General features: G+C 38.8%; 15 protein-coding genes. 6 read left to right on the top strand and 9 right to left on the bottom strand.

What is annotated here, in order from left to right:
* Nucleotides 1–8: 8 nt before the first annotated feature.
* From rimO to ACYUCW_RS03555, 3 genes are all read left to right on the top strand, one after another.
* Complete coding sequence (gene rimO, locus ACYUCW_RS03565) at nt 9–1,340, top strand: 30S ribosomal protein S12 methylthiotransferase RimO (RefSeq protein ID WP_004246457.1); 1,332 nt, start codon at nt 9–11, stop codon at nt 1,338–1,340.
* A 219-nt stretch (nt 1,341–1,559) separates the two neighbouring features.
* Nucleotides 1,560–2,852, top strand: a complete 1,293-nt coding sequence (gene envC / locus ACYUCW_RS03560; protein WP_049203087.1) for a murein hydrolase activator EnvC — start codon at nt 1,560–1,562, stop codon at nt 2,850–2,852.
* Nucleotides 2,853–2,854: 2 nt separating this feature from the next.
* Nucleotides 2,855–3,823, top strand: coding sequence for a divergent polysaccharide deacetylase family protein (locus ACYUCW_RS03555; protein ID WP_163748182.1), 969 nt, complete (start codon nt 2,855–2,857; stop codon nt 3,821–3,823).
* Between the two features lie 87 nt (nt 3,824–3,910).
* On the opposite strand, the gene tdh is transcribed toward ACYUCW_RS03555, so the two are convergent.
* Complete coding sequence (gene tdh, locus ACYUCW_RS03550; protein WP_004246460.1) at nt 3,911–4,936, bottom strand: L-threonine 3-dehydrogenase; 1,026 nt, start codon at nt 4,934–4,936, stop codon at nt 3,911–3,913.
* Nucleotides 4,937–4,945: 9 nt separating this feature from the next.
* Nucleotides 4,946–6,145, bottom strand: coding sequence for a glycine C-acetyltransferase (locus ACYUCW_RS03545; RefSeq protein WP_004249740.1), 1,200 nt, complete (start codon nt 6,143–6,145; stop codon nt 4,946–4,948).
* A 267-nt stretch (nt 6,146–6,412) separates the two neighbouring features.
* Between ACYUCW_RS03545 and rfaD the strand changes: the two genes are divergently transcribed.
* The 3 genes from rfaD to rfaC are packed head-to-tail and all read left to right on the top strand — an operon-like array spanning nt 6,413 to nt 9,369.
* Complete coding sequence (rfaD, locus tag ACYUCW_RS03540; RefSeq protein WP_012368661.1) at nt 6,413–7,351, top strand: ADP-glyceromanno-heptose 6-epimerase; 939 nt, start codon at nt 6,413–6,415, stop codon at nt 7,349–7,351.
* A 9-nt stretch (nt 7,352–7,360) separates the two neighbouring features.
* Nucleotides 7,361–8,413, top strand: coding sequence for an ADP-heptose--LPS heptosyltransferase RfaF (gene rfaF / locus ACYUCW_RS03535; RefSeq protein WP_163748175.1), 1,053 nt, complete (start codon nt 7,361–7,363; stop codon nt 8,411–8,413).
* A complete protein-coding gene (gene rfaC, locus ACYUCW_RS03530) occupies nt 8,410–9,369 on the top strand; it encodes a lipopolysaccharide heptosyltransferase RfaC (RefSeq protein ID WP_163748172.1) in 960 nt (319 codons plus the stop codon). The genes rfaF and rfaC overlap by 4 nt, the downstream gene beginning before the upstream one ends.
* 16 nt (nt 9,370–9,385) lie before the next feature.
* On the opposite strand, the gene ACYUCW_RS03525 is transcribed toward rfaC, so the two are convergent.
* The 7 genes from ACYUCW_RS03525 to rfaQ are packed head-to-tail and all read right to left on the bottom strand — an operon-like array spanning nt 9,386 to nt 16,896.
* Complete coding sequence (locus ACYUCW_RS03525; RefSeq protein ID WP_460408213.1) at nt 9,386–10,462, bottom strand: glycosyltransferase family 9 protein; 1,077 nt, start codon at nt 10,460–10,462, stop codon at nt 9,386–9,388.
* A 1-nt stretch (nt 10,463) separates the two neighbouring features.
* Nucleotides 10,464–11,426: a polysaccharide deacetylase family protein gene (locus tag ACYUCW_RS03520; protein WP_163748171.1), complete on the bottom strand. Its 963-nt coding sequence runs from the start codon at nt 11,424–11,426 to the stop codon at nt 10,464–10,466.
* Nucleotides 11,423–12,514 carry a glycosyltransferase gene (locus tag ACYUCW_RS03515; RefSeq protein ID WP_004246467.1) on the bottom strand — a complete coding sequence of 364 codons (1,092 nt, stop codon included), beginning with the start codon at nt 12,512–12,514 and terminating at the stop codon, nt 11,423–11,425. The genes ACYUCW_RS03520 and ACYUCW_RS03515 overlap by 4 nt, the downstream gene beginning before the upstream one ends.
* Complete coding sequence (locus ACYUCW_RS03510; protein ID WP_104459525.1) at nt 12,505–13,593, bottom strand: glycosyltransferase family 9 protein; 1,089 nt, start codon at nt 13,591–13,593, stop codon at nt 12,505–12,507. The genes ACYUCW_RS03515 and ACYUCW_RS03510 overlap by 10 nt, the downstream gene beginning before the upstream one ends.
* A complete protein-coding gene (locus ACYUCW_RS03505) occupies nt 13,593–14,708 on the bottom strand; it encodes a glycosyltransferase (protein WP_163748168.1) in 1,116 nt (371 codons plus the stop codon). Before ACYUCW_RS03505 ends, ACYUCW_RS03510 begins: the two co-directional genes overlap by 1 nt.
* On the bottom strand, nt 14,705–15,835 hold the full coding sequence (locus ACYUCW_RS03500) for a glycosyltransferase family 4 protein (RefSeq protein WP_163748165.1): 1,131 nt from the start codon (nt 15,833–15,835) through the stop codon (nt 14,705–14,707). The genes ACYUCW_RS03505 and ACYUCW_RS03500 overlap by 4 nt, the downstream gene beginning before the upstream one ends.
* On the bottom strand, nt 15,832–16,896 hold the full coding sequence (rfaQ, locus tag ACYUCW_RS03495; RefSeq protein WP_460408212.1) for a putative lipopolysaccharide heptosyltransferase III: 1,065 nt from the start codon (nt 16,894–16,896) through the stop codon (nt 15,832–15,834). Before rfaQ ends, ACYUCW_RS03500 begins: the two co-directional genes overlap by 4 nt.
* Between the last annotated feature and the right edge of the window lie 173 nt (nt 16,897–17,069).

The following is a 17,069-nucleotide window of genomic DNA, read 5'->3' as shown; positions in this document are numbered from 1 at the left end:
ACACGAGCATGTCGCAAACAAATCAAGTGCCTAAAATTGGATTCGTTTCTTTAGGTTGTCCTAAAAATTTAGTGGACTCTGAACGTATCCTCACCGAACTGCGTACAGAAGGTTATCAAGTTGTTCCTACCTATGATGATGCTGATTTAGTCATCGTCAATACCTGTGGCTTTATTGATAGCGCAGTACAAGAATCTCTTGAAGCCATTGGCGAAGCACTCGATGAAAACGGTAAAGTTATCGTCACCGGTTGTTTAGGTGCCAAAGAAAATCAAATCCGTGAAGTTCACCCAAAAGTGCTGGAAATCACCGGCCCTCATAGTTATGAACAAGTGTTATCACATATTCATCACTATGTTCCCAAACCTTCCCATAACCCATTTACCAGCTTGGTTCCCGAGCAGGGCGTTAAATTAACCCCTCGTCATTACGCTTATCTAAAAATTTCTGAAGGTTGTAATCACCGTTGTACTTTTTGCATTATTCCTTCAATGCGAGGCGATTTAGACAGTCGCCCAATTGGTGAAGTGTTAAATGAAGCGAAAAGATTAGTCAATGCTGGGGTGAAAGAGTTACTGGTTATCTCACAAGATACTTCCGCTTATGGGGTTGATACCAAACATCAAACCGGTTTTTGGGATGGTATGCCCGTTAAAACCAGTATGGTCAGTTTATGTGAACAACTGGCAAAATTAGGGATTTGGGTACGTTTACATTATGTTTACCCTTATCCACATGTGGATGAGGTTATTCCATTAATGGCAGAAGGCAAAATTTTGCCTTATTTAGATATTCCGCTACAACACGCTAGCCCGAAAGTGCTGAAATTAATGAAGCGCCCAGGCTCTGTTGAGCGTACTTTAGAGCGTGTAAAACGTTGGCGAGAAATTTGTCCTGAATTAACGTTACGTTCAACCTTTATTGTCGGTTTCCCGGGGGAAACAGAAGAAGATTTCCAAATGCTATTGGATTTCTTAACCGAAGCTCGTTTAGATCGCGTGGGTTGTTTTAAATATAGCCCCGTTGAAGGTGCGAAAGCGAATGAATTACCTGATCAAGTTCCTGAAGAGGTAAAAGAAGAACGTTACCATCGTTTTATGCAACTACAGCAACAAATTTCCACCGAGCGTCTGCAAGAGAAAATAGGTAAAGTTTTACCGGTTATCATTGATGAAGTGGATGAAGAAGGTGCTATTGGCCGTAGTATGGCGGATGCACCGGAAATTGATGGTGCTGTTTACCTTAATGAGCAGTTTGATGTCGAGCCAGGACAGATTGTACGTGTGCTAATTGAGCATGCCGATGAATATGATCTGTGGGGTACCATCGTCGAACAATAATTTATCCTGTGTACAGCGTGATAACTATTCTATTGCGCTGTTACACATTGTGCTGCTTTTTTCCTCTTTCCGACTATTATTGCTTTATTATCATCTCTGAGTTCATTAGATTAACTGTTAAGTATTATCTGAAATTACGACTTTATTTCCTGTTAACTGGTCAGTTGATTAGCGACATGAAATAATCTTATAAACTGTTATTAAAGGTACTTTGGTCAGATGGCAGAGAAAAAGGATCTTCAGAACACAACGCACCGTACTTACCGTGTATTTTCTTTACCGTTAATCACGCTACTGATTAGCACATCTCTGTTTTCTGCAACCAGCGCTTTTGCCAATACATTAACGGATAATCGTAGTCAGTTAAAAGATCTACAAACCACCATTGCTGAAAAAGAAAAGCGCGTTCAAGAGCAACAAAAACAGCGCACGGCTTTACTTGGACAACTCAAATCACAAGAGACACAAATCGCTAATGCCAGCCGCTCTGTGCATGAGACGCAAAACCGCTTACAAACCTTAGCTAAAGAGATCAAAACCATCACCGCAAATATTGCCCGATTGCAAAAGCAATATAACGAGCAACAAGCACTGTTAGCACGCCAACTCGATGCGGCTTACCGACAAGGAAAACATCAAGGTATTGAGTTACTGTTTCGCGGTGAAGAAGGTCAGCGAGAAGAGCGGATCTTAGCCTATTACAGTTATATAAATGAAGCGCGTAAACAGTCAATGGAGCAATTGGTTCAAACTTCTAAAGAGCTACAGGCAGAAAAAGACGCCCAACAAGCGAAACAGAACGAGCAAAAGCAGGTACTCACCAAACAGCAACAAGAGAAACAAAAACTGGATAATGCGCTAGCTGCACGTCAAAAAACATTAACGCAACTAGAATCAACCTTAAAAGAAGATCAACGCAATTTAGCCACCATGCGTGCTAATGAAACACGCTTAAGAAATAAAATTGCTCAAGCAGAGCGTGAAGCCAAAGCGCGAGCTGAGCGTGAAGCACGGGAAGCTGCTCGTATTGCCGCCAAGCAACGTGAAGCGCAACAGCGTGGTTCGACCTATAAACCCACCGCCGAAGAACGCTCTTTAATGTCCCGTACTGGCGGATTGGGTAAACCTGCAGGTCAGGCTATTTGGCCTATTAGAGGCAGTTTATTACACCGCTTTGGTGAGTCTATTTCCGGCTCGGGTGAATTACGTTGGAAAGGAATTGTGATCCCCGCGGCACAAGGCACTGAAGTAAAAGCGATTGCGGATGGTCGGGTGCTGTTAGCCGACTGGCTACAAGGGTATGGTTTAGTGGTCGTCGTTGAGCACGGTAAAGGGGATATGAGCCTTTATGGCTATAACCAAAGTGCGTTAGTCAATGTTGGTCAACAAGTCAAAGCTGGACAACCTATCGCCTTGGTAGGAAACAGTGGTGGACAAGAGCGCTCAGCGCTCTATTTTGAAATTAGACGCCAAGGAAAAGCAGTCAACCCAGTTCCTTGGCTTGGGAGGTAGTTTTGCATTTACTTGGCACATTACAACGAAATATCGCGCTAACACTTAGTTTAATGTTGCTAAGTTTTCTATTCAGTGCACCTGCTTTTTCGGCAAAGTTGGCCATTGTTATTGATGATTTTGGTTATCGAAAAAAAGAAGATAACCAAATCTTACAACTGCCAACAGCCGTTTCTATTGCCATCTTACCCAACTCGCCCCATGGTAAAGAGATGGCAACAAAAGCCCATGCCCAAGGACGAGAGATTCTTATTCATATGCCAATGGCACCCATTAGCAAACAACCATTAGAAAAAGATACCTTAAAGCCTTCCATGGATCAGGCTGAAATTAATCGCATTATTCAAAATGCAATTAATCGTGTGCCTTATGCTGTGGGTATGAATAATCATATGGGGAGTGCGATGACATCGGATAGGCAAGCGATGGATAGAGTGATCAAAGCCCTTAATCATTCTGATCTCTATTTTCTTGATAGTGTCACTATAGGCAATACGCAAGCGGCCACGGCAGCCAAAGCGGCTGGCGTTCCTTCTTTACGCCGGCATGTATTTTTAGATAATGTGCAAACAGAAGCAGAAACCCGACAACAGCTTAATCGTGCTATTAATTTAGCGCGTAAAAATGGTTTTGCCATTGCTATTGGTCACCCCCACCCTTCAACCGTAAGGGCATTACAACAGCAGTTGCCACTACTACCTGCCGATATTCAGCTAGTCGCACCCAGTGGTTTGTTAACCCCTTTACCAAACAGCCCAATGGTGCAAGAGCCACCCGCTGTTATACCGCCAACAGAACAATCTAAAGAGCCAAAACCTGCAACATGGTTAAAACCAGCACAACAAGCCATTATTTCGATAAAAAAAAGTACCTTGATTAATACATTATCAAAAGGATTTGATTCATCAGAAAAAAAGAAAATACCCGACCAGTCTGATCCTAGAGAAATAGATAAAGATAAAATAGAGTAATAGCGCAATAAAAAAGCGCCTATATCCTATATAAGGTAAGGCGCTGTAATACTTTTATTAATCGTTTATTATCACAACCATATACTATTACTGCCAATCTAAAATTACTTTGCCCGATTGACCTGAACGCATAATATCAAAGCCTTTTTGGAATTCATCGATAGGAAATTGATGAGTAATAATCGGTGAGAGATCAAGACCCGACTGGATCAGCGCCGCCATCTTATACCATGTTTCAAACATCTCACGACCATAAATACCTTTAATAAATAATCCTTTAAAAATGACTTGCCCCCAATCAATAGCCATATCTGAGGGAGGAATACCCAGTAAAGCAATACGACCACCATGATTCATCGTACTAAGCATGGTACGAAAAGCCGGTGGCGCACCGGACATTTCTAATCCAACATCAAAGCCTTCGGTCATACCTAATTCTTTCATCACATCTGTTAGATTTTCTTTGCTAACATTGACTGCACGGGTGACTCCCATTTTTTTAGCTAGATCAAGGCGATATTCATTAACATCGGTGATCACCACATGGCGTGCCCCCACATGTTTACAGATTGCTGCCGCCATAATACCAATGGGTCCCGCACCAGAAACCAGTACATCTTCCCCCACTAAATCAAAAGATAACGCCGTGTGTACTGCGTTACCAAAGGGATCAAAAATAGCCGCCAGTTCATCCGGAATATTGTCAGGAATTTTAAATGCATTAAAGGCGGGAATAACCAGATATTCAGCAAAACAACCGGGACGATTTACGCCAACACCAATGGTATTACGGCATAAGTGTGTACGCCCACCACGGCAATTACGACAATGACCGCAAGTAATATGCCCTTCCCCCGAGACGCGATCACCAATATTAAAACCTTTAACCTCTTGGCCAATAGCAACAATCTCACCAATATATTCATGGCCAACCACCATGGGAACCGGTATGGTTTTTTGTGACCATTCATCCCAGTTATAAATATGAACATCTGTACCACAAATGGCAGTTTTACGGATCTTGATCATCACATCGTTATGACCAAGCTCAGGTACGGGTACATCGGTCATCCAGATACCGGGTTGTGCTTTTAATTTTGACAATGCTTTCATATTAGAACCTTATGCAATCACATTAAGTTGCTTACCGATTTTAATAAATGCAGCAACAGCACGTTCAATTTGTTCTGGGGTGTGTGCCGCTGACATTTGTGTACGAATACGTGCTTGCCCTTGTGGTACTACTGGGTAGAAAAAGCCGGTGACATAAATACCTTCATCAAGTAAACGTGCTGCAAATTGTTGCGCTAATTTGGCATCTCCTAACATCACAGGAATAATCGCGTGATCAGCCCCCGCCAAAGTAAAACCTGCTGCCGTCATTTTTTCACGAAAAAGTGCTGCGTTACGCCATAAACGAGCGCGCAGTTCATCCCCTGATTTCAGCATATCTAAAACTGCAATAGAGGCGCTCACAATTGCAGGGGCTAAAGAATTTGAGAATAGATAAGGACGAGAGCGTTGACGTAACCACTCCACCACTTCTTTACGAGCTGCGGTATAACCACCCGATGCGCCACCTAAAGCTTTACCTAATGTTCCTGTGATGATATCGACGCGATCTAATACATCACAATACTCATGAGTACCGCGCCCTTGTGCGCCGACAAAACCCACCGCATGCGAGTCATCCACCATCACTAATGCGCCATATTCGTCAGCCAAATCACAGATACTTTTTAGATCAGCAATCACCCCATCCATAGAGAACACCCCATCGGTGGCAATCATGATATGGCGGGCATTATCTGCTTTGGCCTGTTCAAGTTGAGCACGTAACGCCGCCATATCGTTATTGGCATAGCGATAACGCTTGGCTTTGCATAAACGAACGCCATCAATAATCGATGCGTGATTTAACGCATCAGAAATAATCGCATCTTCAGATCCCATCAGTGTTTCAAATAACCCACCATTGGCATCGAAACAAGAGGAGTACAAAATGGCATCTTCCATACCCAAAAATTCAGCAATGTTCTTTTCTAATGTTTTATGTAGATCTTGCGTTCCGCAGATAAAACGCACCGACGCCATACCAAAACCGTGGCTATCCATTCCCGCTTTCGCCGCTGCAATAAGTTGTGGGTGGTTAGCTAAACCTAAGTAGTTATTGGCACAAAAGTTAATAACATGACTACCATCAGCAACCGCAATATCGGCACTTTGCGAAGAAGTGATGATCCGCTCATTTTTAAATAAGCCATCTTGACGTGTTTGTTCGAGTTGTTGATTAATTTGTTGATAGAAAGAGTGAGTAGACATGCTTTCTCCTAAGGCAGAGACGAAAAGAGATAAGAGCTAGAGTTGACTATAATATAATCATTATTGTTTCTTATTTTATGCTTTTGTTCGATTAAAAACGACAAATGTAAATAAATAATGTTATTTATGTAATTAAGATCACTAATCATCACTGCGATTTTCAAGAATTTCACTCTACTCTTCTATGATGAATGCTACCGTTCACGCTGTTCAGTGTTATTATAGTTGCAGAGCTAATTTTTAGATTTTATATAAAGGGGTAGCCATATGATTATCGTCACTGGCGGTGCAGGTTTTATCGGCAGCAATATTGTTAAAGCATTAAATGATGAAGGTTATACCGATATTTTAGTGGTTGATAACCTAAAAGATGGCACAAAATTTGTGAATCTTGTCGATCTTAATATCGCTGACTATATGGATAAAGAAGACTTTATTGCCAGTATTGTAGCCGGTGATGATTTTGGTGATATTGATGCCGTATTCCATGAAGGAGCATGCTCTTCTACTACCGAATGGGATGGCAAATATATGATGGATAATAACTATCAATATTCTAAAGAGTTATTGCATTATTGCCTCGATCGCCAAATTCCTTTCTTATATGCCTCTTCTGCTGCCACTTATGGTGGCCGTACTGATCATTTTATTGAAGAAAGAAAATATGAAGCCCCACTTAATGTCTATGGCTACTCTAAATTCTTATTTGATGAATATGTGCGCCAAATTTTACCTGAAGCACAATCTATGGTGTGTGGTTTCCGTTATTTCAATGTGTATGGCCCCCGTGAAGGGCATAAAGGCAGTATGGCCAGTGTCGCCTTCCATTTAAATACACAAGTCAATGACGGGCAAAATCCAAAATTATTTGAAGGTAGTGAAACCTTCCAACGTGACTTTATTTATGTGGGTGATGTGGCTGCGGTTAATTTATGGTTCTGGCGCAACAATGTCTCCGGTATTTATAATTGTGGTACCGGCCGCGCAGAATCGTTCCAAGCCGTGGCTGATGCAGTTATCGCTTATCATAACGATAAAGATCTCTCTGTTGAGCATATTGAATTCCCTGAGAAACTCAAAGGTCGTTATCAAGCCTTTACACAAGCTGATCTGACAAATTTACGCAAAGCAGGCTACAGCGCCCCTTTTAAAACGGTCGCAGAAGGTGTTGCTCTTTATATGCAATGGTTAAATCAGGATAAGTAATCGCGGTTTATGAAAATTTTTGTGGTAGGGCCTTCTTGGGTTGGGGATATGATGATGTCCCAAAGCCTATATCGTACATTAAAAGCGTTACATCCTGCGGCAACTATTGATGTGATGGCACCCGCTTGGTGTCGTCCATTATTAGAGAAAATGCCCGAGGTCGATAATGCCATTGCTATGCCTTTAGGTCACGGTGCCTTAGCCATTGGTGAGCGTCGCCGCTTAGGTAAACAACTAAAAGCCAAAGGTTATACTCATGCTTATGTTTTACCTAACTCATTTAAATCCGCTTTAGTGCCTTTCTTTGCCGCTATTCCTAAACGTACTGGCTGGCGAGGAGAAATGCGTTATGGATTATTAAATGATTTACGCCCGTTGGATAAAGCTGCATTTCCATTAATGGTAGAGCGTTATGTCGCGCTAGCTTACGATAAACAGCAGGTACATTTAGCCGCTGATTTACCAAAGCCGTTATTATGGCCAAAACTGGCTGTCTCTGACAAAGATATCACTACCACACTTAAGCACTTTTCATTATCTACACAGCGTCCTGCTATCGGTTTTTGTCCGGGGGCGGAATTTGGTCCTGCTAAACGCTGGCCTCATTACCACTACGCGACATTGGCCCAGAAACTTATTAGCGAATATGGCTATCAGATTTTCTTATTCGGTTCACAAAAAGATAAGCCTGCAGGGGAAGAGATCAAACACGCCTTAACCCCCGATGCCCAAGCAGCTTGTATTAATCTGGCCGGTGAGACTTCTCTTGAGCAAGCCGTTAACCTCATTGCCGCTTGTAAAGCCGTGGTGAGTAACGATTCTGGCTTAATGCATGTCGCCGCAGCATTAGAGCGTCCATTAGTTGCCCTTTATGGCCCAAGTAGTCCCGATTTTACCCCCCCGTTATCCGATAAAGCCCGTGTTATTCGTTTAATTACTGGCTATCACAAAGTGCGTAAAGGCGATGCTGAACAAGGTTATCACCAAAGCTTAATCGACATTCAACCGGAACAAGTCTTTAGCGAACTCGAGCAATTACTCGCTACGGAGCCATCGCTATGAAGCGGGTACTGATTGTTAAAACCTCTTCCATGGGGGATGTACTGCATACCCTACCGGCATTAACTGATGCAAGAGCAGCATATCCTGAGATCTGTTTTGATTGGGCCGTTGAAGAGGGTTTTGCGCAAATTCCAAGCTGGCACCCAGCTGTTGATACCGTTATTCCTGTCGCAATACGCCGTTGGCGTAAAAACTGGTTTAGTGCGCCTATTCGCGCTGAACGTGCACAATTTCGTCACGCGATACAAGCACATCATTATGATGCGGTGATTGATGCCCAAGGTTTACTAAAAAGCGCTTTTTTAGTTACACGCTATGCGAAAGGCACTAAACACGGCTATTCTCGTCAAAGTGCTAGAGAGCCTTTAGCGAGTTTTTTCTATAATATTCGCCACAATGTCAGTAAAAAAATGCATGCGGTAGAGCGTATCCGCCAGCTATTTGCCCTCAGCCTTAATTACCCACTCCCCACTACTCAAGGGGACTATGGTATAGCACAGCATTTTCTCTCATTACCCGCTATTGATAAACGCCCTTATTTAGTCTTCTTACACGCCACTACCCGTGATGAGAAACATTGGCCCGAGACCCATTGGCGAGAGTTAATTGCATTACTGGCGAATTCAGGTTTACGTATCAAACTACCTTGGGGCGCAGAGCATGAACATCAGCGTGCAATACGCCTTGCTCAAGGTTTTGACTATGTTGATGTATTACCCAAAATGTCACTCGCAGAAGTAGCTCAAGTGATTGCTGGAGCGCAAAGTGTCGTTTCTGTCGATACCGGATTAAGCCATTTAACCGCAGCCTTAGATAAGCCGAATATTACCCTCTTTGGCCCTACCGATCCGGGATTAATCGGCGGTTATGGTAAGGCACAAAGGTCGTTAAAAGCAGCAGGTGGGGATATTGGGGAGATCACGCCTCAAAAGGTTTTTAATATACTTAATATTTAACCCAATACCCTAAAAGTTATTTATCTTTTAGGGTGTTATTTACTGCAGTTAGAACCTCATCAACAGTAATCAAGTCCATCGAAAGTGCTCTATTTTCATCTTGTTGCGGGATCTTATGGATAATAGTATGAATATCAAGATCTTGATAAGGTCCTGTCCAATTTGGATTTGCGGTTACAAATAAACTTACCGTAGGTACTTGTAATGCTATTGCCAAATGTAGCGGGCCGGTGTCTCCCGTAACTAATACCGCCATGGTTTTTATTTGACTTAACAGATCAGGTAGTGAGGTTTTTCCTACCAGATTTTCTATATTTTGATGATATCTTTCAGGTAATAAAGCAAAAAACTCTTCTGGCAATTCCAGCTCTCTCGATGAACCTATTAGCTTTATTTGTAATGATGGCGCACTATCAATTAATTTTTTCGCTAATTCCACAAAAGATACAACAGGCCATCTACGCTCTTGTGTGGATGCTCCCATCTGAAAACCAACAATGCTATTTTTACTTTGAGCTAATGATTCTATTTTACAAGGGAGCTCCATTCTAGTATCAGTACTATCAATTCCTAAATAAACAATAATATCAAGTTTACTTTGAATAACATGACCTCCAGCTGGATTATGATCAGCAATAATCCATTTTTGAAACCATTTAGGAATAATATCTGATGTATTACGTAAAATATATTGGCAACCTGCCATCACGGCAAATAATACGTCATAAGGAAGGTGGGAATGTAAAATAATCGCTAACTCAGGTTTATACTTTTTAGCTTGTAAAGCCACCGGTAACAAGTTTCTGATCTTATTATCCCAATACACCACACTATCTATTTGCTCATAGTTTTCCACTAATAGCTTATTTTTTACACTAGAAACCAGTGTGATATGTGCATCAGGATAATGTGCACGAATTGCTCTGATGGCTGGGGTATTAAACATAAAATCCCCCAGCGCCGTGGTTGAAAAAATAACAATACTGTTAAATTTGATATCAGATGAAAATGTTGCCGTTTTTTTCATCTTACCAAAGAGTGGGTTATAGAGATTTAAAAAATAGTGCACCCATTTTAATTTCTTTAACTTCATCTTATTTTGCCTGCACTTTATTTTGATAATACTCAGCCAATGTCATTCCCTGTACTTTATCTTGTAAGAAATTAAATAGTGTTTCTAAATCATTATATAAGCCATCAATATCTTGTTCTGTTCTAAAAGTAGGGCTTCCACCAGGCATAAACTCAGAAGAATGCAACATAAATTCAATATGAGAGTGACCTTGGGCTAAAGATTTTTGTGCCACTTCAACCATCTGTTGTGCATTTCCCCCTTTAGGGCGTAACCAATTCACTGAAGGTGAGCGTTGTTTACCTCTTAGCCTATCGTACCCTTGCTTAATTTTATTCATAAAAGGGGAATGTTTATATTGAATACTCATTGGCACTTCAAGTAACGTTGAATCCCCTGCTTTGCTGATATCATTAACATCCATAAAGTATGCATGGCTTGGGAAATTACTGTAATCTGTACCGCCGGATTGTGCCGGATCACCTTTAGTAAAACGCCAATCGACTTTTGGTGTGACTGAGCAATCCACTTGATAACCAAATTCAATCAATAGCTGCGCATAAGTTTCATTAAATGCCCAACGCCCAGCACGGTGACTTAACATTTTTGTTTGTAGTTTATTTTCCAGTAAGTCAGTCATAAAGGCAATTTTGTCGCGCATCTGCGATTTGGGGTATTCAATTAAATAAGGCTGATAATGGAGATCATTGTCCGTTAACGCAACAAGTGGGGGACTATTCCATGCATGAAGGTGCATACCAATTTCCCCAGTGTTACGGGCTATCACATCTTGTGCAAACTCAATATAGGCTTCATCTATTGCCATTTCATAGTTGGTTAGCCAAACGGGTTTAAATTGAAAACGTTCGCAAAGTTGCTGAAAACGGGGTAAAAAATGCGTATTTTGCGTAGTAATATTATGCTCATTTTCCCAAAGATTATCGCCTTCGGTATCTAATGTGATAATAAATGCTGTTTTTTTCATTGTATTTTTTTACTCTTTTTTTCAAAAAAATCTATCATGTTTTTTATGTAGACATCTCCATAAAATTTTTTAATCGATTTTTTTATTTTGCTGTATTCAGGTAAATCTAATCTACCATTGATGATATCATTTAATATTTTTAAAAATGATAATTCATCATTAACAGGGAATAATTGTCCATTATCTCCATCAATAATATCAGAAGGCCCAGTTAAACAGTCAGAGCTAACACAATAGATCCCATAAGATTGAGCTTCAATTAAGACCATGGGAAGTCCTTCATGAGTAGATGTCAATAAACAAGCCGTGACTTCTTTAATATGATTTAATACATAATCCCAAGCATTATCTTGCCACCCATGAAAAATAACCTTTTTATCAATATGTAGTTTTTGGGCGAGAGAAAAAAGTTTACTTCTATCTTTCCCATCCCCCACTAAGTGTAGTTCCCAATTTCCCTTAAGTTTACCTAATGCATAGAACATAAATTCAAGATTTTTACTTTCTTTAGACAATAATCTCCCAATATAAAGAAACTTAATCTTATTTGATGGACGATGAATTATCTTATCTGTTCTATCAACTGGATTATAAACCACATTAATATGAGATTCTGGTACATTATGATTTAATAAGTATTTTTTATTACCCGAGCTAATTGGGATATGATAATTTACATTTAAAGTATATACTGCTTTATATGCTGTCCATAATGATGTATGTATCCAAGAAAAAACAGGGATATTTCTCAATGAAAACTTAGAGGCTAAATTTGCTATATAACAACCAATAACATCTGATGCAATAATAATATCTGGGTTGTCTTTCCTTAAGATACCTGATAATTTACACGAGAACATAAATCGTCTTATCTTATGATTTCTTATTTTACATCTTATAAATCTTACATTTAGGTTTTTATGCCAATTTTCATTAATACATATATCTCTTTCTTTTAGAAGAATTATAGACAGGCTAATATTTGGATAGTGCTCTTTTAATAAATCATTTAATTTATTAAAAACAACTTCCATACCTCCTAAGCCTTGCAATTCAATACCAACTATAACTATTTTTTTTATTGACATAAATATTTATCCACAAGAAAATCTAATTTAGATTTAATTAGGTCTATTGATATATCACTCACTTTACTATCTATTTTCTTCTGTGTTATCTGAATTGCTTTTTTATTATTAGGTGACCACATAAAATTATTTACATACTTACCATGATAATCATTTCCATATAAAGCGAGCGTAGGTTTATCAAAAGCAGTAGCAACATGCACAATAGATGTATCTGGTGTTATAATTAAATCAGCATGTTTTATTATTGCTGATGCACTAATAAAATCACCAATAGGGTTACTTAAAAAACTATCGATCTGAAGATTAACTAAATCATTTTGACGCCCAATAAATATAATATTTACAGAATACTTTTTTAAATAAGAAATTATAAACAATAACTGCTCTTTTGAAATATCTCTTTTTTCTGATGCAGAAAAAGGATTTATTACTACATTTTTTTTATAAGGTAAATTATTAATAAAATCTACTATACGATTTTCTACTATTTCAGGTATGTTAATCTCATATTTAAGATCACCAAAAGGCACATTAAGAGCATCAAGCATTTTTTTATATCTTTCAATAACATGCGATGTATACTCATTATAATTAATATTTAAATTATAAGATTTAATATTATTTTTATTAAAACCTACAACATTCCTAGCATTAATCAATCTTATAAACATCAAATATGGTATAGATATTAATTCTCCCATATCTATTATAAGATCATAGTTATTCTTTCTTAACGTTAAAGCTAATTTTATTATAGAAAATAATTTCTCTTCATATGTATAGTGATCATTGTATAAGTCAGAGTATTCAATAACACAGAAATTACTTTTCCCAGTAACTATATCTATATTATATCCACTATTCTTTAGTTCTCTTAAGATTGATGTCGAAACAACCATATCGCCAATCTTGTCATCATCACGCAAAAAAAGGACTTTAGGCTGCTTTTTCAAAGCGAAAGGCTTACGTGAAATAGGATCAATAAAAAATTTTGCAATGGCAAATTTTACTTTTTTTAAAAAGTAATTTTTTTGCCTATTTAGACGTCGAATTGTACTAAAACGTTTCTGACTCATTATTGATATTCTCTAACTATAATAAGCTCAATATACTGACGGATCACTTCATCAATATCAAATTTTTGATACATATTAGGCGTAATTTTAGGCGGGTTAAAGTAAGCTAAACGCATTTTTTCAGCCAAGGATGCTGAATTTAATTCAGACTTATAATCTGCTAATTCACCCTCCATAATTTCACTGATCCCACCAAGGCAATTAGTACTTACTATAGGGGTATTACAAATAAGTGATTCGACTAAAACATTTCCTAAGCCTTCACTATCAGAGCTTAATACCACCGCTTTAGCATCTTTGATCACAGGGAATGGATTGGCTAAAAAGCCAATTAAGCTCACTTTATTTTCTAAATTTAGTGCAACAATTTTATTTTTAATATTGCTGGTGACCTCAGAAGATCCCTGTCCTGCAATCAATAATTTACAAGGTAGATTGGCTAAAGCAAACGCTTCTAGCAAGCGGTCATGGCGCTTTACTTGATGAAAACGACCAATATGCAATAAATAATCCTGCTTTTGGTAGGGATTATTTTCTGATCCCAGTGTTCTGATTTCTTGAATATCAAATGGGTTATAAATTGTTTTTAATTGATTAGGGACAATTTTAATATTCTCTATTAAATCTTGTCCTGCCGCATTTGATACCGTAATAATATTTTTACCCTGATAGACTTTTTGAATTTTCTTCTGTTTTAACCAGCGGGAAAAACCTTTTTTATTGCCTAAATAAGACTGTGAAAAAATACCGTGAATACAATACCATACATTCTTATCTGCCAGTTGTTTTGATAGTGCAACAATTCTGTCAGTCTTATGTAAGTTAGAGACAATTAACGCAGGAATACCTTTGCGCGCAAACAATGCCTGAAGGGTCTTATCCATCGAGTTGGCACGTCGTTTTAATTCTGTTTGTCGATAAAATAAGCCATGGTAACTATCTGCATCAATTAATAGTTCAATATCTGCAGGAATAGCATAGTCACATTTTTCTGCTAATGAGAGTAATGTAACTTGATAACCACGTTGACTTAAGCCATGACAAAGCCTGATCGTGACATTTTCAGCGCCACCACCCGGTAATCCATCAATAATAAAAAGTATATGTTCCTTCATAGGCTAAGAACCTTTTGGTAAAGCTCGATCAGTTGTTGAGACAAATTCTCAGGTGTATAGGGTAGTATCTTATTTCGTGCAGCCTTAGACATCTTATTACCTAAGTTATCGGCCGGAATACTCTCTATTGCACCGATCATTGCGGATATATCTAATGCATCTGTGACAAATCCATTTAGACCTTGTTCAATAAATTCTGCTCCACCGCATGTATCACTGGTGATCACCGGTAATCCACATGCCATGGCTTCTAAAATAACATTAGGAAAAGGATCATACAGTGTGGGTAACAATAGTCCATCAGCCATTTGATAGAAAGGTAAGGTGTCTTTCTGTACACCTAAAAATAAGATCCGTTGATGACAGTTTAATTGATGAGCTAATTGTTGGTATTTCTTGTACTCTTTGTCTTGACCAATCACTAACAGGTAAGCATTAGTATGACTAATCGCCTCAATAGCAGCTCTTAATCCTTTACGTTCAAACCCTGAGCCGACATAAATAAAACACTTACTCTCAACCGGAATATGATATTGCTGACGTAATTGTTGCCGATAAAGAGCCGTGGCAGGGAAAAAACGCTGATGATCAATCGCATTATAAATCACACTAATACGTTCACTTTCAACGCCAAAATCTTCCATCACCTCACGTTTGACCATTTCTGAATTGCAAATCACCCGTTTTAGCTCAGGAGATTGATACATCTCTTTTTCTGCGTTCATTACATAACGATGATAACAACTATTAAGCAGTAATTTACTTCGTAAAGGTGATAAAACCCGAGAGCGTTGCAGTAACCAACGGCGATGTACACCATCTCCTGCGCGGTAAATATCACAACCAGCAATACGTTCATGGCTTTGTACTAAATCAAACTTTTCTTGTTGCCAACAGTGTCTTGCTGCTTGTGCAAACCCTTTTTCACGGCTAATCCGTCCCCATTTAAAAGGGTTAACAATATGAATATGCCATTGTGGTTGCACCGCGCCAATCCAAGAGCGTGTAATCACATTCAACTCTACGGATTGATTATCTAACGCTTCCAGTGCGCGAGAAACAAAACGCTCAGCGCCACCGTCTGGTCGATATTTTTGACGTACTATCGCCAAGCGGAATGTATTCATTTTAGTTGTCTCCTTACGGCTTCAAGTACATCTTTAACAGGAATTAAACTTAAATAACGCGTTTGCGTGTTGGTATGCACATCATCAGGATCTGGGAGTTCTCCATAATTTCCCGCCCATAAAACTTCGCCAATATGTTGCCATGGCGACCAATGAAATAATTTTGATGGACCAAACAGTGCCACCAGTGGCGTTTTTAGTGCTGAAGCCATATGCATTGGTACTGAATCAACTCCAATGAATAACTCAGCATTATCAATCAATGCACCAAGTTGCGGTAAAGATAACTGCCCTGATAAAGAGACGCTATCATTTGTCTTACATCCTTGAATAATGGTTTCAACCATCTCTTTTTCTCGGGAGTCTGGCCCTGATGTTAAAACAATTTGATGTCCCTGTTGTTGTAGGGTATCTATTAATTCAGACCATTTATGCTCATCCCAACATTTAAAGAACCACCGAGACGTCGGCTGGATCACAATATAAGGGGTTAACACACCATAAGCTTTTAATTTTTCCATCACAGCCTGTTTATCTTGATGGCTGTATGTCATGGATACTTGAGTATCTATTTGTTGCAATGACAGCGGTTGTAGTAGTGCTAAATTTTGTTCAACAATATGTCGATTATCGACTGAGCCTAATGGGATTAAATCACTAAAACACTTTTTCCAAACAGGGCTTTGTCGTTTATAAATATCATAGCCGATACGGACTTTTGCGCCTGTAAAGCGGGTAATAAGCGCACTATTCCACTGATCAGCTAAATTAATCACCACATCATACTGTCGATGTCTTAACTGATTAACTAACCACCACTCATAGCGAAATCGAGCTAATTTACCCTCTTTTTTCCAAGCCTTGTCTAAGGAAAAAATATTTTCAATAGCAGAGAAATTCTCAATCATGGGTGCGGTTTCTTTGTTAATTAAAACATCAACCTCCACATTTGGATAATTCGCTTTTAGCGTATTAATAACAGGGGTAATTAACAACGTATCACCATGATGGCGTAGTTTTATAATTAGAACCCGTTGTATTAATGTCATTTTTTTACTCATAACGCTCCAAAAGCACCCTATTGATCCGTTCTATTATTTGATTATAAAAAATTTCCTCACTAATTTCTTAAATAATCTGAATAATCTGTTTTTAGTACACCAAAAAGCCGTTAAATGATAAATAACGTGGTCTATCATCATATCATTTGTTTTTACACACTTTCTCCTACACA

The sequence above is a fragment of the Proteus sp. MB838 genome (assembly GCF_054767435.1).
Note: the sequence above shows the minus strand (reverse complement) of the source record. Positions and strands in the feature narration are given on the sequence as shown.

Coding starts and splice junctions, on each gene's coding strand:
- rimO (WP_004246457.1), top strand. CDS start 9: ATGTCGCAAACAAATCAAGTGCCTAAAATTGGATTCGTTTCTTTAGGT.
- envC (WP_049203087.1), top strand. CDS start 1,560: ATGGCAGAGAAAAAGGATCTTCAGAACACAACGCACCGTACTTACCGT.
- tdh (WP_004246460.1), bottom strand. CDS start 4,936: ATGAAAGCATTGTCAAAATTAAAAGCACAACCCGGTATCTGGATGACC.
- ACYUCW_RS03545 (WP_004249740.1), bottom strand. CDS start 6,145: ATGTCTACTCACTCTTTCTATCAACAAATTAATCAACAACTCGAACAA.
- rfaD (WP_012368661.1), top strand. CDS start 6,413: ATGATTATCGTCACTGGCGGTGCAGGTTTTATCGGCAGCAATATTGTT.
- rfaF (WP_163748175.1), top strand. CDS start 7,361: ATGAAAATTTTTGTGGTAGGGCCTTCTTGGGTTGGGGATATGATGATG.
- rfaC (WP_163748172.1), top strand. CDS start 8,410: ATGAAGCGGGTACTGATTGTTAAAACCTCTTCCATGGGGGATGTACTG.
- ACYUCW_RS03525 (WP_460408213.1), bottom strand. CDS start 10,462: ATGAAGTTAAAGAAATTAAAATGGGTGCACTATTTTTTAAATCTCTAT.
- ACYUCW_RS03520 (WP_163748171.1), bottom strand. CDS start 11,426: ATGAAAAAAACAGCATTTATTATCACATTAGATACCGAAGGCGATAAT.
- ACYUCW_RS03515 (WP_004246467.1), bottom strand. CDS start 12,514: ATGTCAATAAAAAAAATAGTTATAGTTGGTATTGAATTGCAAGGCTTA.
- ACYUCW_RS03510 (WP_104459525.1), bottom strand. CDS start 13,593: ATGAGTCAGAAACGTTTTAGTACAATTCGACGTCTAAATAGGCAAAAA.
- ACYUCW_RS03505 (WP_163748168.1), bottom strand. CDS start 14,708: ATGAAGGAACATATACTTTTTATTATTGATGGATTACCGGGTGGTGGC.
- ACYUCW_RS03500 (WP_163748165.1), bottom strand. CDS start 15,835: ATGAATACATTCCGCTTGGCGATAGTACGTCAAAAATATCGACCAGAC.
- rfaQ (WP_460408212.1), bottom strand. CDS start 16,896: ATGAGTAAAAAAATGACATTAATACAACGGGTTCTAATTATAAAACTA.